Genomic DNA, 22,218 nt, shown 5'->3' on the forward strand with positions numbered 1-22,218 from the left:
ACGTCGTCAGCCGACCGGGGCACCCGGGCGCAACCGGAGGGAGACGTCCTCGTCCCGCAGCTCACCGATGCGCAACGTCACCATGACGTCGTCCAGCGCCGCCCCCGCGCGCAGCAGGGTGTAGACGGTCGCAGCCGGCAGACCGGGATCGACCGCGGGACCGGTGACCACCGCCTCGACGATCCGTCCGTCGCGCAGCCCCACCAGGCAGCCGCCCCCGTCCAGAGCAACGGCCGCGAGGCGGCAGCCGGGACACCGGCGCAGCGTTTCCCCGATCCAGCGCAGGGCCTCGGCGGCCGTCGCAAGGGCAGCGCGCCGGAACAGGACCGACGCGCTCTCGACCAGGCGCCGGTCCCGTTCCCGCTCTTCACAGGCCAGGTGGGTGAATGCCCGCGGGTCCTCGCGTTCCGCGCCGGACACCGCCGCGGGGTGGCGCCGCACGGTGACGGTCGGCCCTTCGTCGTCGTGGAACGTGGCCGTGGTCGCCACGGTCCAGGAGGAGACCGGGGGAACCGTCTCCTCCGGCGCGGCCAGTGTCAGTCGGGGCGGGACACCGGTTGACGGCTCGGCCAGACCCATCAACCGGTAGAGCGCGGTTCGCAGCTGATGGAGGGCCTGCCCCGGCCGGGCGAACGCCTGCTCGGCGATCGTGCGGTAGCGGTCGCAGGTGTGTTCGGCGACGGCGGCCCTGATCTGACCGGCCATGTCGCCCGGCGGATCGAGACGGGGTGCGGCCCGTCCGAGACGGTCCGCGGCCGTACCCGGCACGGCATCGCTCCCGAACGCGGCGAGCAGCACCGGCTTGCCCAGAGCCGCACCGTACAGGGTCACCGAACCGTGGTCGCCGATGACGGCGTCCGCGGCCACGAGTGCCGGCCGCCAGGCGTGGACGGGGGGAATCAGGATGAGCCCCGCGTCCAGCGCGGCTGCCAGAGTGGTGCGGATCTGCCAGGCGCCGTGCCCCGACCAGACGTTGGGGTGGATGATCGCGGCGACCCGGAATTCGTCGTACGGCAGCGCGGCGAGCAGACGGGCCGGGAGACCGGGGTTCTGCCCGATCAGGGAGGTGGGACCCCAGGTGGAACTCAGCACCACGAGTTGTCGCCCGTCCGGCACGCCCAGCGCGGCCCGGTAGGCCCCGGCCTGATCCAGGCTGACGAGCAGTTCGTCGAAACACGGGTCGCCGACAAGCAGCGTGTGTCCGGCCGCCTTCGGATGGGTGGCGAGCAACTGCTCTTCCTGGCCCGGATGCGAAATGGCGAGCCAGGCCCGTCCGGACTCCAGGAGCGGGTCCGGCACCACCCCGGACAGGCGGCTGCGCGGGGCCCGTGAGTCCGGCACGTGCTTCTGGAAGCCGATCCCGTGGGGCAGCACCAGAACGGGACAGTCCCCGTCCGGCACATCGATGTTCTCACTCGCGGAGACGATGAGATCGGGAGCGGCGTCGGCCAGCTGCTCCCAGGACATCACCCGGCACCCCGAGTCGTGGAGCAGGTCGAGCACCCCGTCGCTGAAGGCGGACGTGGAGTCGTAGGCGAAGACGACGGCCACCCGGCTGTCACCGCGCAGCAGCGCGGGCAGACATTCGAGGACCCGCGCGGTCGAGGTGACGGTACGGGCGGCCACGACCAGGGTCTTCTCGCGGTGGAACGTGCTCCATCTCAGAGCATCCGGCCCGACGGGAACGCGGAGGGGCTGCCTAGCGTGCATGGCCACCCCAAGACGCTACCCCCGGTCGCGCGGCTCGCGGCTCGCGGCCCATGGTTCCTTTATCGTGCTTCAAGCTGGAGAACAATCCCTCTGGAGGGTCAGTGCGACATCGGTGTTCGCATACACCGTAGCCAACTCTCCACCTACTTCAGCACCGTCACCACCACTGCCGCCACCGCGCTGATGACGGTCAGGGCCGTCGCGAACGCCCTGCCCGACCTCGCGACGGCCTCGGGTGCCGGGGCGCCGCCCCAGCGGGCGACGGCGAACGCGATCCCCGCCACGAGGCAGGCGGACATCACCGCCGGCGCGACTGCCATGAGCAGCATCGCCGTATGGGTGGGGCTCACAACAACTCCTCCTTCGATGCCTTCGAGCTCTTCTGCTTCGTGCGGGCGGGCATTCACGCGGCACGAAACAACCATCCACCTGCACGAGGGCCTGCCGAGCGGGTTGGATGTTGTCCACGTGACAACACGGGGTTGTCCGGGGAACAACTCGGTCTGAGAGAGATGACGTGGGGACTTTGAAGCGGCCCGGCCGGCCCTGGGCGCCCGCACGGGGAGCGTGCAAGGAGATCAACGATCTCGTGCACGCCCTGCGGACCTGGCTCGACACCTCCAACGTGTCGGTGGCCCAACTGCGTGACCGATTGACCACCGAGCACTTCCGTACCGGTGTGGTTCCCGATCTGCGCAAGCTGCGGGAACAGCTTTCCGGGATCGCCCTGACCTGGGATCTCGTCGAGGCCGTCGCCGATGTCTGCTTTCCCGACGAGTCCGGACCGCGGGCCGCCGAGCGGCTGGAGCAACTGCAACCGCTGTGGAGCGCCGCTCAAACCGCGCCCACGCCCGTCACCGCCGACGGGAACCCGTCCGTCCCGGCCCACGAACTCGTCGAGGCCCAACAGCGCACGATCGCCGCGTTGGAGGACCTCAACCGTGTCCGGCAGGCCTACGAGGTCAGTGAGCAGGCCAGGCAGCAAGCACTCCAGGTGGCCACGGTGCTCTTCGCGCTGCTCGGTCAGACACAGGCTCAAGTTGCCACCCTCACAAGGCGGTTGGATGCTCTGCGCGGCGCGGACGACTCGTTCCTCGTCGATGTGGAGCTGGCGGAACACCGTCTCGAACGCGCCGTACGGCAGTCGGAGGACCTCCGCTCGCAGCTCGGCCGGGCCGAGGCCGAACGGGACACGGCGCAACGCGTGGCCGATCACGCCGCCCGCCGTATCAAGGCGCTGGAGGACGAACTCCGTGAACTCAGGAGCGTCTCCGCACCCGGCGGTCAGCCCCGACCGGGAAGCGCCCTGCAGATTCCCGGCCCGCTCCCCGGCACCGCCGACGACGCCGCGCTCGATCAGGTCGACGCCACCCTGCGCAAGGCCCGTGACGTGCTCGACCGGGAACACGAGGCCGTGCAGGAGGCGGCCGAGGACATGGGCTGGAGCAAATCCCGGGACGCCGGGCCGGAGCACACCGGCTCCGTCATTCCCGGGCAGGCCGTCCGCGGCGCGGACCACCACCCTCGGTCCGCGCCCGTCGACGACGAGTTGTTCCGCACAACTCCGAACAACCCCATGACCAGCGGTGACGGACCCGGCAGCGAGGTCGAGCTGCGGCGGGCGGGCGACTCGATGCGATTCGTCGGAGCCGCGACCCGGCGGATCGCCCGTGGCGTGGACCTGGACGAGATCGTGCTCGGGCTGTGCCGTGCGACCGTCCCGTCCTTCTCCGACGAGATCTTCGTATATCTGCGCGACCCGCTTCCCGTGGGCGATGAACGACCGGCCTTGCCGTTCATGCTGCGGCTGCGCCGCATCGACCGGCTGCGCCCGGAATGGCGCGACGGTCCCCTCGCACCCGACGCCGATCCCGCCGTGCTGCGCCCGGTGCCTCCGGGCAGCGCACTCGCCGAGGTGTTACGCGGGGTGCGCCCGCTCCTCGGCGGCTCGGACGCCGGCCGGGACGCACTGACCTGGCTGCTGGGTGCCGACCACCCGCTGCCCGACGGGCACCGGGCGATTCTCGCCCCGCTGCGCGGCCGGCGCCGGGTCATCGGGGTCGCGGTCTTCCTGCGCAGGAACGAGCGGTCGAGTTTCGATCCGAACGACCTTCTGGTCGCGGCCCAGTTGGTCACGCACACGGCGCTCTCGCTGGACAAGGCAGTACTGTACGGGCGCGAGGCGTACATCGCGGGGGAGCTGCAACGGGCGATGCTGCCGAGCTCGCTCCCGCAGCCGCCCGGCGTCAGTCTCGCCTCCCGCTATCTGCCGGCCGCCGAGACGGCCCGGATCGGCGGCGACTGGTACGACGCGATCCCGCTGCCCGGCAGCCGGGTCGCCCTGGTCGTCGGCGACGTCATGGGCCACTCCATGACCTCCGCGGCGATCATGGGGCAGTTGCACACCACCGTGCAGACCCTCGTCGGCCTCGACCTGCCGCCCCAGGAGGTGCTGCGACGGCTCGACGAACAGGCGCGGCGTCTGGGTGACGACCGGATGGCGACCTGCCAGTGCGCGGTCTACGACCCGGTCGCGCACACGATCACCATCTCCAACGCCGGTCACCCGCCGCCCGTGCTGCTGCATCCGGGCGGCCGTGCCGAGGTGCTGCGGGTGCCGCCCGGCGCCCCGGTCGGGGTCGGCGGAGTGGACTTCGAGGCCGTCGAACTGGAAGCGCCCGCGGGCGCCACACTGCTTCAGTACACCGACGGTCTGGTGGAGTCCCGGCTGCGGGACATCTGGATGGGCATCGAGCAGCTCAGGGAACGGGTGGCGGCCGCGGCACGGCTGACCGGGGCGGACCGCGCGCCGTCGCTGGAGGCCCTCTGCGACGACGTGCTGCACATGGTCGGCCCGGGTGACCGGGACGACGACATCGTGATTCTGGCGACGCGGTTCGACGGGATCGCGCCGGGCGACGTGGCGCGCTGGTCCCTGGAGCCGGTGTACCAGTCCCCGGGGCGGGCCAGGCGGCTCGTGCGGCGGACGCTTGCCGGCTGGGGGCTGGAGGAGCTCTCGGACTCGGCCGAGCTCCTGGTGAGTGAGATCGTGACGAACGCCGTGCGGTACGCGGAACGGCCGGTGAGCATGAGGCTGTTGCGGACCGATTCGCTGCGCTGCGAGGTCGGCGACGACTCGACGCAGATGCCCCGGGCACGCTGGGCACGGCACACCGACGAGACCGGCCGCGGGCTGCACGTCGTCAGCGCGCTGGCGCAGCGGTGGGGCGCGGCCGATGTCTCCGGGGGCAAGGTGGTCTGGTTCGAGCTGGACCTGCCCGGGGGCGAAAAGCCCTGACGGACCCGGGAGTCCGGGCGGGGCGGTCGCACACCCCGCCGGCGCCGGCGCCCCGGCAGAGGGCGCCGACGCCGGCTCGCGTCAGGACTTCGGGGAGAAGCGCAGTCGCGTGGCCGCGAGTGCGCCGAGGGCCAGCAGGACGATGGAGACCCACAGGCCCGACAGGTGGTTGCCGGTGGCGTCCTCGGCGTAGCCCATGATGTACGGGCCGACGAAGCCGCCGGTGATGCCGATCGTGTTGAGCAGTGCCAGGCCACCGGCGAGGGTCTTGCCCGAGAGCCGGGTGGCGGGGAAGTTGAACAGCAGCGGCTGGACGACGAAGAACGCCAGGCCGGTGAAGCAGAAGCCGAGCAGGGCGATCACGGGACCGGCGACGGCGGCGACGATGAGGCCGGTGAACATCATCAGCAGGCCGGTCACCACGAAGTTGCGGGAGCGCCGGGGCGTGGTCGCGCGGGGCGGGACCAGTACGGCACCGACGGCCGCGGTGAGCCAGGGCAGGCCGGTCAGCAGGCCGATCGTGAACGGGGAGAGATCGCCCCAGCCGCCGATGATTCCGGGCAGGAAGTAGACGACGGAGTACAGGGCGACCTGGTGCGTCCAGTTGGCGAAGATGGCCAGCAGCATCTGCTTGTCGCGCAGCACCGTCAGCAGCGAGCCGGATCCGGAGCCGTTGCCGGCCGCCTCGGAACCCTCCGCCTGCTCGCGGGTGACCGCGTCCTGGACCAGCCGGGCCTCGTCCGCCGTCAGCCAGGGCGCCTCGGCCGGGCCGTCGGGCAGGTACCGGAAGATGGCGACGGCCAGGAAGAGGCAGGGGATCCCCTCGATGACGAACATCCACTGCCAGCCGTGCCAGCCGCCGAGTCCGTCCATCTCCATGAGCAGCCCGCCGAGCGGGTTTCCGACGACGCTGGCGATGGAAGCGCCGAGCAGGAGCAGCCCGATGGCGCGGCCGCGGGTCTCGGAGCGGAACCAGTAGGTGAAGTAGAGCAGGATGCCCGGCAGCAGCCCCGCCTCGGCGGCGCCGAGCAGCAGCCGCATGGCGTAGAAGGACTTCTCGCCCTGCACGAAGGCCATGCAGGCGGAGATGACGCCCCAGGTCAGCATGATCCGGGTGATCCACCAGCGGGCGCCCACCCGGTACATGATGAGGTTGCTGGGCACCTCGGAGATCGCGTAGGTGAGGAAGAACAGTCCCGCGCCCAGCCCGTAGGCCGCGGCGGAGATGCCGAGGTCGACCTCCAGGCGTTCCTTGGCCAGGCCGATGTTGGTCCGGTCCAGGAACGACATGATGTAGGCGGCCAGCAGCAGCGGCATCAGCCGCCGCAGATTGCGCTGGTCCAGCTCGCCGAGCGCATCGCGCGGGGTTTCGTGTGGTGTGGCCGCACTTGGCGTGCGGGAACCGCGGATCAAAGACATCGGTGTCCTCTTGGGGTGCTCTGGCAGCCGTCAGCTGGGGACGACAGGACTAGGGGGCCGGACCGGGCCGGGCGGGCCGCGGCGGTGGTGCCGCGGGCCGCCCAGCCGCCGGGACGGATTCAGACGACGAGCCGGACCGGGTTCTCCACGGCCTCGGTGAAGGCCGCGAGCCAGCGCGCCGCCACGGCACCGTCCACCGGACGGTGGTCCACGGACAGGACCACGCCGAGCACCTTCGCCGCGGTGACCGCACCGTCGCGGACCACCGCCTCGTCGCGTGCGGCGCCGATGGCCAGGATCGAGGCCTGCGGCGGGTTGATGATGGCGGCGAACTCCTCGACCCCGTACATGCCGAGGTTCGAAACGGTGATCGAGCCGCCTTCGAGATCGGCGGGGGCCAGGCCCCCGGAGCGCGCCCGCTCCGCGAACGCACGGGTCCGCGTGGCGATCGCCGACACCGACAGGTTCTCGATCCCGCGCAGCACCGGCGTCACCAGGCCCGTGTCGGTGGCTATGGCGACCGAGACATCGACGGTCCGGAACCGGCGGACGGCGTCGGGCTGCCACACCGCGTTCATCTCCGGCACCTGGGTGTGCGCCGTGGCGACGGCCTTGATCAGCAGGTCGTTGACCGAGATCCTGACCGGGCTGACGGCGTTGATCCGCTGCCGCAGGGCGAGCAGCTCGTCGACCGCGCAGGTCGCGCGCAGGTAGAAGTGCGGGGTGTGCTGCTTGCTCTCGGTGAGCCGCCTGGCGATGGCCCGGCGCATCCGGGTGTGCGGGACGTCCTCGTGGTCACCGGTGCCGGCCGCGGAGGCGGGTGCGGCGGGGGTGGTGGCCTGCGGTACGGGGGCGGCAGCCGGGGGCGAGGGCGGCTCCGGCATCTGTGCCCGCCCGGCCGCAGCCGCAGCCGCGGCCGCGGCCTCGACGTCGCGCCGGACGACGCGGCCGCCGGGTCCGGTGCCGGTGAGGGCCTCGATGCCGAGGCCCGCCTCGCGGGCCAGCCTGCGGGCCAGTGGACTGCTGAAGATCCGCCCGCCACGATCCGGCTCACCGGAGGCCGGTGCGACGCGGTGCGCCGGTGCGGCGGCGGGCACCGGAGCGACCGGCTCCTCCGGCACGTCCCGGCGCACCGCCTGCCGGGCCACGCCGGGCGCGGCCACGCCGAGCTCCGCCAGCAGCGCGTCGAGGTCACCGGTCTGCTCGCCGACGGTGCCGAGCACGGCGATGGGGTCACCGACCTCGATCTCGACGCCGGCTTCGTACAGCGCCTTGAGCAGCACGCCGTCCCGCTCGGCGGACACGTCCACCTCGGCCTTGTCGGTCTCGATGGAGACCAGCGCGTCGTCCTTGGTGAACGACGCCCCTTCCGCCACCTGCCAGGCGGACAGTACGGCCGTTGCCGCGTCGGCGGCCACGGCGGGCATTCGGAACAGTTCTGCCATGATCAACCCTCCTGGGTGTTCTCTCTTACGGGGAGGGTCAGTTCCCGGTGACCCGCTGGAGCGCGGCCACGACCTCTTCGGTCCGTGCGATCGCCGCCCGCTCCAGCACCTTGCTGATGCTGGGCGAGGACTCGCCGGCCCCGACGCGCTCGACCGGCTGGTCGAGCCAGTCGAAGTAGCGGCGCTGGATCTCGTCGGACAGCCAGCCGCCGTAGGAGGTGCCGATGGGGCCCTGCTCGGCGATGAGCACGTTGTTGGTCTTGCGGATGCTCTCGCCGAGGGTGTCCCAGTCGAGACTGGCGCGGTCGAGCCAGCGAAGGTCGATGACCTCGGCGTCCAGGCCCAGCTGCTCGACGGCCTCCAGGACGTAGTTGGTCATCGCGAGGTACGACACGACGGTGATCCGCGATCCGGTGCGGCGCACCGCCGCCCTGCCCACCGGCAGGCAGTAGTCCAGGTCGTCCACCGGGCCCGGACCGACCGAGTTGTACAGGTCGGTGTGCTCCAGCACGACGACCGGGTCCTTGCAGGTCAGCGCCGAGTTCATCAGGCCCACGTAGTCGAAGGGGGTGGACGGGGCGACGATCCGCCAGCCGGGGGCCGTGGCGAGGATCCCCGCCGGGTCCATGGAGTGCTGGGAGCCGTAGCCGGTACCCATGGCGACCTTGCTGCGCAGGACGAGCGGTACGCCGGACCCCTGTCCGTCGCCGCCGAACATGTGCCGGGCCTTGCCGATCTGGTTGAAGATCTGGTCGGCGGCGACCCACATGAAGTCGGCGTACATGAACTCCACCACCGGCTTGTACCGGCCGTCGAGCGCGATGCCGCCGGCCAGTCCGGCGAAGGCGTTCTCGCTGATCGGGGTGCCCAGGACCCGGTCGGGGTGGGCCTCGGCCAGGCCCTTGGTGGCGCCGTTGGTGCCGCCCTTGAGCCGGTGCACGTCCTCGCCCATGACGACGACCGAATGGTCCTCGGCCATGCGCCGGCTCATCACCTCGGCCACGACATCGATGAACTTCCGCTGCTCCAGACGCCCCTGGAACGCGTCCGGGCCGGTCCCGGTGTCGGCGAGGCGTACGCCGTCGAACTCGCTGAGGTCGCCCCGCACACCGACGTCGCGGAAGGAGGGGTCGGGCCATTCGGCGGGCCTGATGCGGCGGGTGCCCGGCTTCCCGTCGGGGTCGGGCTCCAGCAGCTCGTCACCGATGGCGGCCATGACCGCCTTGGCCCGCGCGGTGCACTCCTCGATCTCTCCGGCGCTCAGGACGCCGTTCTCGACGAGCTGCCGCGAGACGAGGGCGAGCGGGTCGCGGGCCCGCCACTCCTTCTCCTCGTCCTTGGTGCGGTAGCCGAAGGCGCTGCCGGGGAACGGGCCGTTCTGGTGGAAGAAGCGGTAGACCTCGGCCTCGACGACGGTCGGGCCGCCACCGGCGCGCATGTGGTCCACGGCCTCGCTCATGGCGAGGTACGTGGCGAGCGGGTCCATGCCGTCCACACGCCAGCTGGGAATGTTGAAACCCAGCCCGCGCGCCGACAGCCGGGGCTCGGCCGTCGCCTCGTCGACGTGGGTGGAGACGGCGTACTTGTTGTTCTCGATGAAGAAACAGACCGGCAGCTTCCAGGCGGCGGCGAGGTTCATCGTCTCCAGCACGGAGCCGATGTTGACCGCGCCGTCCCCGAAGTAGGTGACCGATACGGCGTCGGTGCCGGCCTGCCGCGCCGACCAGGCGAACCCGGCGGCCTGCGGCACGCCGCCGCCGACGATCGCGTTGGTGCCCATGGCCCCGGCCTCGCGCCACTGCAGATGCATGGATCCGCCACGCCCCTGGCAGAAGCCCCTGGCCAGGCCGCAGATCTCGGCCAGGCTGCGCTGCAGGACGGTGCGCACCTCCGCGTCGACGGGGCGGCGCAGGTCGATGCCGTCGGGCGCGACGTACCCCAGTGCCTTGGCGAGGAACTGGTGGTGCCCCCGGTGCGAGCCGCCGACGAAGTCGGCGCCGGTCAGCGGCAGCACGGAGCCGACGGCGCCGCCCTCCTGGCCGATGCTGGAGTGCGCCGGCCCGTGGACCAGTCCCTGGCCCGCGAGGTCGAGCACGTACTCCTCGAAGGTCCTGATCAGCAGGGTCTGGGTGAACATCGAGGTCAGCAGCCGGGGGTCCGCGCCGTGCCAGTCCTTCTTGGTCGCCGTCACCTCGGTCCAGGGTGATGCGGGGGCCAGTTTCCGGTGTGTGGGCATGAGCACTCTCCTGTGTGATTCGGTGAGCACTGTCGCAGTGAATGGATCCATAGCCAATACCTCGTTACCGGAACGTTATGTTCAGATTTCGGGAATGTCCATTGACTACGGCACCTAATGCGGAGCAGTGTGAGAGCCATGGCGGATAGATGGATCCATTCCACAGGTGATCGGCAGCGGGGACTACCCGGGCTGGCCGGCGTCGAGCACATCGGCTTCACCGTTCCCGACCTCGAAGAGGCGACCCGGTTCTTCGTCGAGGTGATCGGCTGCGAGCACGTCTACTCGCTCGGCCCGTTCCGTTCCGACGGCACCTGGATGAGCGACCACCTCGGCGTCCACCCGCGCGCCGTGATGCGCGAGCTGCGCTTCTTCCGGTGCGCGGGCGGCCCGAACTTCGAGATCTTCGAGTACGAGGCCCCCGGACAGCAGACGCGACCGCCGCGCAACAGCGACATCGGCGGTCACCATCTCGCCTTCTACGTCACCGACCTCGACGCCGCCGTGGCACACCTGCGACAGCACGGCGTACGGATCCTGGGTGAACCCACGGCCAGTTCCGGACCGAGCGAGGGGCAGCGCTGGGTCTACTTCCTCACTCCCTGGGGGATGCAGCTGGAGCTGGTCTCCTACCCGGACGGCAAGCGGTACGAGGCCGGCTCACCGGTACTGCTGTGGCAGCCTTCCGTCTGAACACGCTGCCGCGCCACGCCATCAGGGAGAACCATGTCACCCAGTCCGACCACCGGATCAGGCCCCTCGGGATCCAGCACGCCCGGATCCAGTGCCGCCGTCGCCAGCCAGCGCGTCGCGGACCATCTGCGTGCCGCCATCCTCAGCGGTGAACTGCGCCCCGGCGCCCGGATCATGCAGGAGCAGGTCGCCGCGCAGCTCGGCGCCAGCAGGCTGCCCGTACGCGAGGCCCTGCGGATACTGGCGGCCGAGGGGCTGACCGTCGTGAAGTCCAACAGCGGCGCCTGGGTCTCCAGGATGGACATGGCGGAGTGCGAGGGCGTCTACAAGATCCGCGAACGCCTGGAACCGCTCGCCCTCGCCGAGAGCATCCCGCAGCTGACCGCCGGACAGATCGCCGAACTGGAGACGATCGCGCGGCAGATCGAGCTCACCACCGACGTGGACCGCTTCCTGGCCCTCGACGGCCGGCTCCACCTGCTCACCTACTCCGGATGCCGCGTCACCCAGATCACCGCCATGGTCGACCGGTTCTGGAACACCACCCAGCACTACCGCCGCGCCTTCGCCCGGCTCGCGGGTGACAGCGGCTGGGAACTGATCCACGCCGAGCACCGCCTGATCATCGACGCGATCAAGCGGGCCGACATCGTCGACGCCGAACGATTTCTCACCGGCCACATCCGCCGCACCCGGCTCGAACTGGCCCAACATCCCGAACTGTTCACAGAGGAAGACCATGACAGCGACCACACAGCAGACGCCGCAGGCCCCGCGGACTGACCCCCGCCCCTTCGAGGGCCGGACCCTCCTCCTGTCCGGCGCGGGTGGCGGCATCGCCCGCGAGGTGGCCCGCCAGTTCCACACGGCCGGTGCCAACCTGGTGCTCGGCGACCTGAACGCCGGGGCACTGGCGGAGTTCGCCGCGACGCTCGACCCCACGGGCACCACCGTGATCACCCGCACGCTGGACGCGGCGTCGCCGGAGAGCAACAACGCCTTCGTCGCCGCCGCCGTCGAGACGTTCGGCTCGGTCGACTTCCTCGTACCCGCCGCCGGGATCTACCCCGAGCAGGCCGTCGCCGACATGACCGACGAGCAGTGGAACACCGTCATCTCGGTCAACCTCAACGGCGTCTTCTACCTCACCCGTGCCGTTCTGCCCCACCTCAACGAGGGCGGCAGCATCGTCAATCTGACCTCCATGGCCGGTCACCGGGGCAGCGTCCGGCACGCCCACTACGCGGCGACCAAGGGCGCGCTGCTCGCCTTCTCCCGCAGCCTGGCCTGGGAACTCGGCTCCAGGGCACGGATCAACATGGTCTCGCCCGGCATCATCGAGACCCCCATGACCCGCGACTACGTGGCCGACCGCGGCGACACCGCTCTCGCCACCACCCCACTGGGCCGCCTGGGCCGGCCGGAGGAAGTCGCCTCCGTCGTCACCTTCCTCTGCTCGCCCGCCGCGAGCTTCGTACAGGGCGAGGTCATCCATGTGAACGGCGGCATGCACATGATCTGAGCACGAGCTGGAACACCGGAGCGGAGCACGACGGAGAACACGGCGGAGCAAGTGGTGACCGAACCGAACACGACGACCGAAGCAGCGGTCTACCCCGACCTGAGCGGCAGCTCCGTATGCGTCACGGGCGCCGCCCGCGGCCTGGGCCTGGCGATGGCCGACGCCTTCGCCCGCGCCGGATGCCATGTGCTGCTGCTCGACCTCGACGGCGACGAACTGGACCGGGTGCGGCCGGCCCTGGCGGCGCGCCACCCGGGCCGGGTGATCGCGGCGGCCACGGCCCCGGTGAGCGACCAGGACGCGGTGACGGCCGCACTCACCGCGTTCACCGCCCGGACGGGAGAGCTGTCGGTCATGGTCGCCAACGCCGGTGTCTCCGCCAACGCGCCGTCGCTCGATCTCGAACTGGACCGCTGGAACACCGCGTTGGACGTCAATCTCACCGGGGTCTTCGTCTGCGCGCGCGCCGCCGCCCGCATCATGCGCGAGGGCGACGGAGGTGTCATCCTCACCACCTCGTCGATGTACGGGGTGACCGCCGGCCCCGAGCGCGCGGCGTACTGCGCGACCAAGGCCGCCGTCGCCGCCCTCACCAAGGTCCTGGCCGTCGAATGGGCCCCGTCCGGCATCCGGGTCAACGCGCTCGCACCCGGATACGTCGAGACCGACCTGCTGAACCGGCTCGCCGACGCCGGGCGCCTGGACACCCGGGCGCTGCGCCGCCGCACCCCGCGCGGCCGCCTCGGCACCCCGCAGGACATCGCCAATCTCGCCCTGTTCCTGTCCTCCGGGGTGTCCGCGAACATCACCGGCCAGGTGCTGGTCAGCGACGGCGGCTGGACGGCCGACGGTTACGCGGTGACGCCGGCCGGGCCGGGTGCCGGCCGGAACCCCGGAAACGGTGGGCTTCGGGGTAGTGGCCCGGAGTGATCACCAGCTGATCTAAAGTGCTCAGGCCAGATCCACGACCGCGGACCTGAGAAGGAATCACGGATATGCCCACTGAGACGTTCGAGTTTCAGGTGGAAGCGCGCCAGCTTCTGCAGATGATGATCCACTCGATCTACTCGAACAAGGACGTGTTCTTGCGTGAACTCGTCTCCAACGCCTCCGACGCGCTCGACAAGCTGCGACTCGAAGCACTGCGCGACGACTCGCTCGGCGCGGACGTGTCAGACCTCCACATCGCCATCGAGGCCGACCGGCAGGCCCGCACCCTGACCGTGCGGGACAACGGCATCGGGATGTCCCACGACGAAGTGGTCCAGCTCATCGGGACCATCGCGAACTCGGGCACCGCGAAGTTCCTCCGGGAGCTGAAGGAGGCCGAGGAGAACGCAGCGGCCGACGGGCTGATCGGTCAGTTCGGCGTCGGGTTCTACTCCAGCTTCATGGTCGCCGACGAGGTCACGCTGCTGACCCGGCGCGCGGGTGAGAGCCGGGGCACCCGGTGGACGTCGTCCGGCGAGGGCACGTACACGATCGAGACCGTCGACAGCGCCCCCCAGGGAACCTCCGTCACGCTCCACCTCAAGCCGGAGGACACCGACGACCAGCTGCACGACTACGTCTCCCCGTGGAAGATCAGGGAGATCGTCAAGCGCTACTCCGACTTCATCACCTGGCCCGTCCGGATGGTCCCCGAGGCCGCGGCGGACGCGGACGGCGAGGAAGGGGCCGACGACGCCCCGCGCGAGCCCGAGACGCTCAACTCGATGAAGGCCCTGTGGGCGCGCTCGCGCGACGAGGTCACCGACGACGAGTACCACGAGCTGTACAAGCACATCAGCCACGACTGGAGCGCCCCTCTGGAGACCATCCGCCTTCAGGCGGAGGGCACCTTCGAGTACCAGGCACTGCTCTTCATCCCGTCGCACGCGCCCCAGGACCTGTTCATGCAGGGGTACCGGCGCGGCATCCAGCTCTATGTGAAGCGCGTCTTCATCATGGACGACTGCGAAGCGCTGATGCCGCCGTACCTGCGCTTCGTCAAGGGTGTCGTGGACGCGCAGGACCTGTCGCTCAACGTGTCGCGCGAGATCCTCCAGCAGGACCGCCAGATCCAGCTGATGCACCGGCGGCTGGCGAAGAAGGTCCTGTCGACGGTCAAGGACATGATGTCCGCCGAGCCGGAGCGGTACGCCACGTTCTGGCGGGAGTTCGGCCGCGTCCTCAAGGAAGGGCTGCTGAGCGACTTCGAGAACCGCGAGACCATTCTCGGCGTCTCGTCCTTCGCCACGACCCACGACAAGGACGAGCCGACCACGCTGCGGCAGTACGTGGAGCGGATGAAGGACGGCCAGGAGCACATCTTCTATCTGGCGGGCGAGTCCCGTCAGGCCATCGAGAACTCCCCGCACATGGAGGCGTTCCGGGCCAAGGGCGTCGAGGTGCTGCTGCTGACCGACCCCGTCGACGAGGTATGGGTCGAGGCCGAGCCGGAGTTCGACGGCAAGAAGCTGCGGTCCGTCGCCAAGGGCGAGGTCGACCTCGGGACGGAGGAGGAGAAGAACGAGGCGGCGACCGAACGAGAGGGCCGCCGGCAGGAGTACGCGGATCTGCTCGGCTGGATGACGGACCGGCTGAGCGACACCGTCAAGGAGGTACGCCTCTCCTCCCGCCTCACCGTCTCGCCCGCCTGCATCGTCTCGGACACGCACGATGCGACACCTGCCCTGGAGAGCATGTACCGCGCCATGGGGCAGGAGATTCCCCAGGTCAAGCGCATCCTCGAACTCAACCCGGAGCATCCGCTGGTCAGCGGCCTCAACCGGGCGCACGCCGAACGCGGCGAGAGTGACGGCACCGGACTCCAGGAGACGGCCGAGCTGCTCCACGATCTGGCGCTGCTCGCCGAGGGCGGCGAACTGGGCGACCCGTCACGCTTCGTCCGGCTGATGGCCGACCGCCTCGAACGGACCCTGTGAACCCCCGCCGTCGGTGAATCCGCACCGACGGCTCCAGGACGGCGGACGCTTCACGGTGGGCCGCGCCCGCGCGGCCGGGGCGCGGCCCACCGGCCGTAGCGGGTGACCCGGGTGCACCGGTGCCGCGGCGGTCGCCGCCGGGATGCGAATCACGCGGTCCGGAGCGAGGATCGAAGTACGGGCAGTGGCCCGGCTGCGCCCCGACTCCCCGAGGGTCGGCCCCTTCCCCGGCGCTCCGGTCCGCTTCCCGGCCGCCGTACCGCGACCACGCCGGCCTCAGCGGGGCAGGGAGCCGAGCCAGCCGGTCAGGAGGCTGTTCACCTCCTCGCTGCGTTCCTGCTGGATCCAGTGGCCGGCGCCTTCGAGGACGTGGGAGGAATCCAGCGCGGGCAGGGTCGTCGGGTACGCCTCGATCGCCTTGGACATCCAGGTGGTCGAGGCGTCGAGGCCGCCGCCGATGAACAGGGCGGGCCGGGTGACGGGCGCGCCGTGGAAATCGGTGAGATCCGTCCAGTCCCGGTCCATGTTCCGGTAGCGGTTGAGCGCCCCGTTCATTCCGGTGCGCTCGAACTCCGCTGCGTAGACGTCCAGTTCGTCCTCATCCAGCCAGGCGGGCAGCCGGCCGGCGGGGAACCGCTCACGCATCGTTCCGCCGCGCCGCACGAAGTGCGGATCGGGCGCGTCCGGTGCGGGCATGGTGTCGGCGGACAGCGCGGCATAGATGCCCGCGAGCCAGCCCCGGACGTCCGGCTCGATCTCGGCCTCGGCCCGGCCGGGCTCCTGGAAGTAGGAGACGTAGAACTCCTCGTCCCCGCCCATCCCCGCGAAGACCTCGCTGGGGCGCGGCCCGCCCGGTGGCGCGTAGGGAACGCTCAGCAGACCCACCGCGCGGAAGACGTCCGGCCGGACGAGGGCCGAGTCGGCGGCGATCGTCGAGCCCCAGTCGTGCCCGACGATCACCGCGGTCTCCTCGCCGAGCGCGTGCACCACGGCGACGTTGTCCTCGATCAGGTCGAGCATCCGGTACGCGTCGACGGACTCGGGCCTGGAGGAACGCCCGTAGCCCCGCACGTCCATGGCGACCGCCCGGTACCCCGCGGCGGCCAGCACCGGCAGTTGACGACGCCAGGAGTACCAGGATTCCGGGAACCCGTGCACCAGCAGCACCAGCGGCCCGACGCCCTGTTCCACCAGGTGGATCCGGCCTGCGGGAGAGGGGACCGTACGGTGCCTGAAGTCCGCGACCCGGGCGGTTTGCGACATGGATCCTCCCGATCCTTCGATGTGTTGCGCGGACCGCGATCCCTCGCGCGGACCCGACGCGTGGTCCCGATCATGCGACGGATACCAGGACCGCGCGAGCGTTGTTGCCGTTCCGGCAAACCACTGGCGGAGCAGGCCCGTTCTCCCACCCGGGTGGCGGTGTGCCCGGAAAACGAGTGGCACGCGGTTCAGCGGCCGACATAGCTTGTGCCCCTGTGACCGATGTCCCGAAGAGCCCCTCGCGCGACCCGCACACGACGTTCACGGAACCGGCCGCACCGGACGGCGGCAAGCGTCCTGAGGCGACGGATCTTCTGCCCCTGCGTTCCGAGGACGCCGACGGCATCTTCTCCCGGAGGCACGCGGCGGCCACCTCCAGCTTCGCCGCAGTGATGTTCCTGACCGGCCTCGCCGCACTGGCCGTGGTGCCCACGCTTCCGACGGCCGCCCGGGATCTGGACGGGGTGTCGCTCTTCCCGCTGGTGGCGGGCTGTTTCGTGGCCGCGAGTCTGCTGGGCGGGGTGCTGGGCGGTCACTGGGCGGACCGTGCGGGGGCCAATCGTCCGCTGGCGGCGGGCATGGTGCTGGCCGTGGTCACCCTGCTGGTCTCGGCCGGCAGCACCTCGATCTGGCAACTGGCCGCCGGGCGCTTCGTGGACGGCGTGGCGGGCGGGATGGTCGCGGTGGCGATCAACACCGCGATCGGCCAGGCCTATCCCGAGCGGCTCCAGCCGCGCGCCCTGGCGCTGATGAGCGCCTGCTGGATCATTCCGTCGCTCGTCGGTCCCCCGATGGCGGGTCTGGTCGCCGAGTGGTGGTCCTGGCGGGCGGTGTTCTACGGACTGGCGGTCCTGACGGCGCTTCCGGCGACGGCGGTCGTGGCCCTGCTGAACGGCCGTTCCTGGAAGGCCGCGCCCGCGCTGTCCGAGGAGAAGACCCCGCGCCCCGCCCTGACGGTCGCGGTGGCGGTGAGCCTGGGCGCGGCGCTGGGCCAGTACGGCGTATCGGGCTGGGACACGCGGCATCTGCTGTTCGCGGTGTCGGGACTCGCGCTGATGGTGCTGTTCGCCTCCCGGCTGCTGCCGGCGGGCACCTGGCGTGCCGCGCACGGACTGCCCGCCACCGTGCTGCTGCGCGGGCTGAGTTCGGGTGTGTTCTTCACCCTGGAGGCATTCGTGCCGCTGATGCTGGTCACCGACCGGGACGTGGCCCCCGTCGTGACGGGGCTGGCCTTCACCGGTGCCGCCGTCGCGTGGGCCGCCTCCTCCTGGGTGCAGGGCCGTCTGCCGGAACGGACGCCACGTCACCGTCCGGTCGTGGTGGGGGCGTTGGTACAGGTGGTGGCGGTCGTGATCGCCGCCGTCGGCTCGCTGCCCGGGGTGCCGGCGGTCACCGCCGCGTCGTCGATGGTCGTCGCGGCGGTCGGCATGGGGCTGCTCGCCCCGTCCCTGACCGTGCTGTCCCTGGCCCACGCCCCGACCGGCCGGCAGGGCTACGCCAGCAGCGCGATGCAGACCAACCAGAACCTGGGCCAGATCCTGGTCCTGGGCGTCGCCTCCGCGGTCTTCAACGCCTTCCTGAGCGGCGGCTCGAACGACCACGTCGGCTACGCCGCCGCCTTCGGGCTGTTGCTCGTGCCCGGAACCCTGGCCGCCGTGCTCGCCGTCCGGGCCCGCGGCGCCTGAGCCGACCGGGGTGAGCAACCCCCGCTCACCGCCGGCCGGATCGGCCGGAGCGAGAAGCGGTGCGACGGCTGCCAGTGACATACGGGCGGCATTGGCGCCGGACACGAGGTGCGCGTCCTTGGCGGCTTGTGGCTGCGGCCGGTCCTGAGAGAGGGAGGACGCCCTGACGACATCTGTGAAAGAGCCTGGCACACAGGGGTGTGACAATGGGTGGCGGGGCCTTGCGGGGTGCCCCCGGAGACTCCAACGGCAAACATCGGACAGACGCCGGAATCGCGCCGGAATCAGGCGGAAAGATGCCCTGCGGGCGGCAGATGAACATCTCTAGGATCTGTCCCATGCGTGTACTTTTCTCCTCGACCCACGGCTCGGGCCACTTCCACCCGCTCGTTCCACTCATCGACGCGTGCGCGGCACGGGGCGACGACGTCCTCGTCGTCGCCCCACCGGCACTGGAATCGTTATTGGCGTCCCGGAAGCAGCCGTACCGCATCGGCGGGGAACCACCCGAGGAGGAGCTCGGCAGGACCAAGGCGCGCGTACTCGCGCTGGGTCGGGACGACGGCGTCGCGATGATGGTCACGGAGGTATTCGGCCGGCTGGGGATCGCCGCGATGCTTCCCGCGCTGGACGAGGCGTGCCGCGACTGGCGGCCCGACCTCGTCGTGCACGAGGCGTACGAGTTCGCCTCGGTGGTCGCCGCGGAGCGGCACGGGATCCCGAGGCTCCGGGTCGCGGTCTCGGCCGCGGGGTTCACCCGGTCCACCGACGCCCTGATGTCCCCCGTGTTCGAACCGTACGGAACCGGCATCACGGAACGGCTGCTCGCCACCCCGTACCTGACCCGCCTCCCCGCCTCCCTGGACCCCTCGCGGTACGTCTCGACCCACCGCTATCACGAGACCATCCGGCCGGGTGTGCCGGCGGACCGGCGGGGCGGAGCGGAACAGCCGCTGGTCAACCTCACCCTGGGCACCGCGGCGGGTGCCATGCCCACCGCGGTCGGCCTGTACCGGGCGCTCGTCGAGGCGGTGGGCGAACTGCCGGTGCGGGTACTGCTCACCACGGGGCACCTCATCGAGCCGGCGGACCTCGGACCGCTGCCGCCCCATGTCCGGGTGGAGCAGTGGGTGCCCCAGGCGGATGTCCTGCGCCGCGCGTCCCTGGTGGTCTGCCACGGCGGATCCGGGACGGTCTTCGGCGCCCTGGCGGCCGGCGTCCCGCTGGTCTGCGTCCCCCTCTTCGCCGACCAGCCGGTGAACGCCCGGCTGGTGACCGAAGCGGGGGCGGGGATGGCGATCACCCCGACCGGCGCCCCGGTGGACGAGCCGGCGGTGCTGGGCCCCGACGACGTACGAGGCATCCGCGCGGCCACCGAGCTGATCCTCGACGAGCCGTCGTTCCGGGCCAGGGCCGGCCGCCTGGCCGACGAGATGCGGTCCACCCCCACGGTCGAGGAACTGCTCGGCACCCTCACCCCCTGACCCCGGCGGACGGCGTCCTCCGTACGGAGGGAGTCGCCGGACCGGGGCGCCCGTGCCGGGCACCGGCGGGCATGGGAAGAAGATGGCACGAGTATCCGCACCCGTGATCGAGCTCGTCCGGCGGACGGCCGAGCCCGTCGGAGCGCAGACCCTGCGCTCCACAGCGGCCGCCGTCATCGCCTATGTCGTGGCGGTGTGGGCCCTGCCCCACCCCGCACCGCTCACGGCCCCGCTCACCGCGCTCCTCGTCGTCCAGGTCACCCTCTACGCGACCCTCACCACGGGGATCCGCCGGGTGAACTCAGTCGTGGTCGGGGTGCTCATCGCCAGCGCGTTCACCGCGCTGGTGGGCCTCAACTGGTGGAGCCTCGGGCTGACGATCTTCGCCTCGCTGATCATCGGGCGGCTGGTGCGCGTCGGCGAGTTCGTCCCCGAGGTCGCGATCAGCGCGATGCTCGTGCTGGGTGTCTCCCAGGTCGCGTCGACCGCCTGGGACCGGGTGCTGGAGACCCTGATCGGTGCGGGAGTGGGGCTGCTCTTCAACCTGCTCCTGGCGCCTCCGGTGTGGGTGCAGTCCGCGGGTGCCTCCATCGACGGTCTGGCCCGTGAGATGGGCAGGATGCTCCGCGCGACGGGAGCGGACGTGGGCGGGCACATCTCCGTCGGGCGGGCGGCCGACCGGCTCCACGCGGCCCGCCGCCTCGACCACGACATCGTGGAGGTCGACGCCTCACTGCGGCAGGCGGAGGACAGCCTCACGCTCAATCCGCGGGTCCGGCAGGGACTGCTCTACCGGGTCGTGCTCCGCACCGGTCTGGACACCCTGGAGATCTGCGCCGTGGTGCTGCGGGTCCTGTCGCGCACCCTGACCGACCTGGCCAAGGCCCGTACCGACGAGACGCTGTTCCCCACCGACGTGGCCGAAACCCTGACCGAGCTGTTCGGGCAGCTGGCCGACGCCGTCGAGAGCTTCGCCGAGCTGATCACCACCCCGCTCGCGGAGAACGCCGAGGAGGCGGAGGCCAGGCTGGCCGACGCGCTCGCCGTCAGCCGCGCGACCAGGGACCGGGTGGCCGATCTGCTCCTTGAGGGCGTCCAGGAACATCCCCGGCAGTGGCAGCTGCACGGGGCGCTGCTCGCCGAGATCGACCGGATCCTGGACGAGCTCGACATCGACAAGCGCACGGAACGCCTGGGCAAGGAGCTCGACCGGCGCTCCGCGCAACTCCACGAACGTCACCCCTGGCTGCGCTCCGTGTCACGCCGCCTGGGCAGCGGGCAGAGCTGACCGCGCGGCGCACCCGGCACCCGGAACCGTCATCCGGAGGCCGGCAGACGCTCGATGGCGACCAGCGCCGCGTCGTCCCCCAGACGACCGCCCGCGTGGTGCAACAGGTCTGCGCACAGGGACTCCAGCAGCGCTTCGGGGCCGGTACCGAGCCGCGAGGCGGCCCGTTCCCGCAGCGGATAGAAACGCCCCGACCGGTCCCGGGACTCGATCACGCCGTCGGTGTACAGGAGCAGCGTGTCACCGGCCTCGAAGCCGAACGTCTCCGTCGTGTGCTCGGTGATCACCAGGCGTGCCAGCCCGAGCGGCGGGGCCGGCGTGCGCACAACGAGCGGGATCGCCGCTCCGGCCCGCAGCAGGAGCGGCGGCGGATGCCCGCAGCTGACCAGGTGGATCTCGGCGGCGTCGTCGGGGATGTCGAGCACGGCCGCGGTGACGAACGACTCGGCGAGGTCCGGGTCGTTCTCCTCGTTCCCGCCCGCGTCCGCGGGGCCCGTGCCGGTGCCGTCGAGGTCCGGTGCGATGCTCGTCTCCAGCTGGGCGACCAGATCGGGCAGTTGCCACCGCTGGCGGGAAAGCGCGTGGAACGCACCCAGCACGCTCGCCGCCTCACCGATCGCGGCGAGCCCCTTGCCGCGCACATCGCCGATGATCAGCCGGGTGCCGCCCACGGTGCGGGCGGCGGCGTAGAGGTCGCCGCCGATCTGCGCCTCCGCCTCCGCCGCCAGATAGACCGAGGAGATGCGCAGCGGGCCGCTCCGTGCGGGCAGCGGACGCAGCACCACGCGCTGCGCCGCCTCGGCCACCGAACGCAACTGGGTCACGGCCCGCTCGTTGCGGACTCTCAGGTGGGCGAAGAAGGTGACGAAGACGGAGATGAGGACCAGCGCGACGATCTGGTAGGTGTGATTGAGATCGTTGAGACCGGTGCGCTCGACCGCCACCACCGCCTGCGCGAGCACGGCGACCAGACCGACGAATGCGGTCATGCGCGGCCCGCTGAACGAGGCGGCCAGCGCGGGCGCCGCCACCAGGAACGGACCGAGATGGACGTCCGGCGGCGCGATGACGTCCACCACGGTGACGGTGGCGATCAGCGCGAACGGCGTCGCCACGAGCGCGTTCCTGCGCCGTCGGGACTCATGGATCGACTCCAGGAACCATGGGGAAGCCATGCTTCCGGAATACCTCACTCGGCCTGGCCCCGCCCCTCGTACGGCTGATCGCCGGGCTTGCCGGCGACTCCCG

16 protein-coding genes are annotated in these 22,218 nt (G+C 71.1%); 9 read left to right on the forward strand and 7 right to left on the reverse strand.

From position 1 onward, the window contains the following. Nucleotides 1-6: 6 nt before the first annotated feature. Both ACGF8B_RS31590 and ACGF8B_RS31595 read right to left on the reverse strand, forming a co-directional pair. Nucleotides 7-1,710 carry a hypothetical protein gene (locus ACGF8B_RS31590; RefSeq protein WP_392745675.1) on the reverse strand — a complete coding sequence of 568 codons (1,704 nt, stop codon included), beginning with the start codon at nt 1,708-1,710 and terminating at the stop codon, nt 7-9. Nucleotides 1,711-1,853: 143 nt separating this feature from the next. Then, nucleotides 1,854-2,060 carry a hypothetical protein gene (locus tag ACGF8B_RS31595; RefSeq protein ID WP_392745404.1) on the reverse strand — a complete coding sequence of 69 codons (207 nt, stop codon included), beginning with the start codon at nt 2,058-2,060 and terminating at the stop codon, nt 1,854-1,856. Between the two features lie 1,085 nt (nt 2,061-3,145). On the opposite strand from ACGF8B_RS31595, the gene ACGF8B_RS31600 reads away from it, so the two are divergent. Continuing rightward, complete coding sequence (locus ACGF8B_RS31600; RefSeq protein ID WP_392745676.1) at nt 3,146-5,008, forward strand: SpoIIE family protein phosphatase; 1,863 nt, start codon at nt 3,146-3,148, stop codon at nt 5,006-5,008. 81 nt (nt 5,009-5,089) lie between these two features. On the opposite strand, the gene ACGF8B_RS31605 is transcribed toward ACGF8B_RS31600, so the two are convergent. From ACGF8B_RS31605 to ACGF8B_RS31615, 3 genes are all read right to left on the reverse strand, one after another. Next, nucleotides 5,090-6,427 carry an MFS transporter gene (locus ACGF8B_RS31605; RefSeq protein WP_392745406.1) on the reverse strand — a complete coding sequence of 446 codons (1,338 nt, stop codon included), beginning with the start codon at nt 6,425-6,427 and terminating at the stop codon, nt 5,090-5,092. 119 nt (nt 6,428-6,546) lie between these two features. Next, a complete protein-coding gene (locus tag ACGF8B_RS31610) occupies nt 6,547-7,872 on the reverse strand; it encodes a 2-oxo acid dehydrogenase subunit E2 (protein WP_392745408.1) in 1,326 nt (441 codons plus the stop codon). A 37-nt stretch (nt 7,873-7,909) separates the two neighbouring features. Then, on the reverse strand, nt 7,910-10,108 hold the full coding sequence (locus ACGF8B_RS31615) for a thiamine pyrophosphate-dependent enzyme (RefSeq protein WP_392745409.1): 2,199 nt from the start codon (nt 10,106-10,108) through the stop codon (nt 7,910-7,912). 138 nt (nt 10,109-10,246) lie between these two features. Between ACGF8B_RS31615 and ACGF8B_RS31620 the strand changes: the two genes are divergently transcribed. From ACGF8B_RS31620 to htpG, 5 genes are all read left to right on the forward strand, one after another. Beyond that, nucleotides 10,247-10,801, forward strand: coding sequence for a VOC family protein (locus tag ACGF8B_RS31620; RefSeq protein WP_392745411.1), 555 nt, complete (start codon nt 10,247-10,249; stop codon nt 10,799-10,801). A gap of 33 nt (nt 10,802-10,834) precedes the next feature. After that, entirely contained in the window at nt 10,835-11,584 is a 750-nt protein-coding gene (locus ACGF8B_RS31625) for a GntR family transcriptional regulator (protein ID WP_392745412.1), read from the forward strand. Further along, nucleotides 11,541-12,323: an SDR family NAD(P)-dependent oxidoreductase gene (locus ACGF8B_RS31630; RefSeq protein ID WP_392745413.1), complete on the forward strand. Its 783-nt coding sequence runs from the start codon at nt 11,541-11,543 to the stop codon at nt 12,321-12,323. Before ACGF8B_RS31625 ends, ACGF8B_RS31630 begins: the two co-directional genes overlap by 44 nt. Before the next feature lie 54 nt (nt 12,324-12,377). Then, nucleotides 12,378-13,253, forward strand: coding sequence for an SDR family NAD(P)-dependent oxidoreductase (locus ACGF8B_RS31635; protein ID WP_392745415.1), 876 nt, complete (start codon nt 12,378-12,380; stop codon nt 13,251-13,253). Nucleotides 13,254-13,318: 65 nt separating this feature from the next. Beyond that, nucleotides 13,319-15,250: a molecular chaperone HtpG gene (gene htpG / locus ACGF8B_RS31640; protein WP_392745417.1), complete on the forward strand. Its 1,932-nt coding sequence runs from the start codon at nt 13,319-13,321 to the stop codon at nt 15,248-15,250. A 276-nt stretch (nt 15,251-15,526) separates the two neighbouring features. Here the strand turns inward: htpG and ACGF8B_RS31645 are convergent, their stop codons facing one another. Further along, on the reverse strand, nt 15,527-16,513 hold the full coding sequence (locus ACGF8B_RS31645) for an alpha/beta hydrolase (protein WP_392745418.1): 987 nt from the start codon (nt 16,511-16,513) through the stop codon (nt 15,527-15,529). Nucleotides 16,514-16,728: 215 nt separating this feature from the next. On the opposite strand from ACGF8B_RS31645, the gene ACGF8B_RS31650 reads away from it, so the two are divergent. The 3 genes from ACGF8B_RS31650 (at nt 16,729) to ACGF8B_RS31660 (ending at nt 20,970) form a co-directional block, all read left to right on the forward strand. Further along, entirely contained in the window at nt 16,729-18,198 is a 1,470-nt protein-coding gene (locus ACGF8B_RS31650; protein ID WP_392745419.1) for an MFS transporter, read from the forward strand. A 338-nt stretch (nt 18,199-18,536) separates the two neighbouring features. Next, nucleotides 18,537-19,682, forward strand: a complete 1,146-nt coding sequence (locus ACGF8B_RS31655; RefSeq protein ID WP_392745421.1) for a glycosyltransferase — start codon at nt 18,537-18,539, stop codon at nt 19,680-19,682. Nucleotides 19,683-19,764: 82 nt separating this feature from the next. Further along, nucleotides 19,765-20,970 carry an aromatic acid exporter family protein gene (locus ACGF8B_RS31660; RefSeq protein WP_392745423.1) on the forward strand — a complete coding sequence of 402 codons (1,206 nt, stop codon included), beginning with the start codon at nt 19,765-19,767 and terminating at the stop codon, nt 20,968-20,970. 29 nt (nt 20,971-20,999) lie between these two features. Here ACGF8B_RS31660 and ACGF8B_RS31665 read toward each other — a convergent pair whose 3' ends face one another. Then, on the reverse strand, nt 21,000-22,145 hold the full coding sequence (locus ACGF8B_RS31665; RefSeq protein WP_392745425.1) for a PP2C family protein-serine/threonine phosphatase: 1,146 nt from the start codon (nt 22,143-22,145) through the stop codon (nt 21,000-21,002). Nucleotides 22,146-22,218 lie beyond the last annotated feature (73 nt).

It is taken from the genome of Streptomyces sp. NPDC047917, from assembly GCF_043204345.1.
Classification (GTDB): domain Bacteria; phylum Actinomycetota; class Actinomycetes; order Streptomycetales; family Streptomycetaceae; genus Streptomyces; species Streptomyces sanglieri.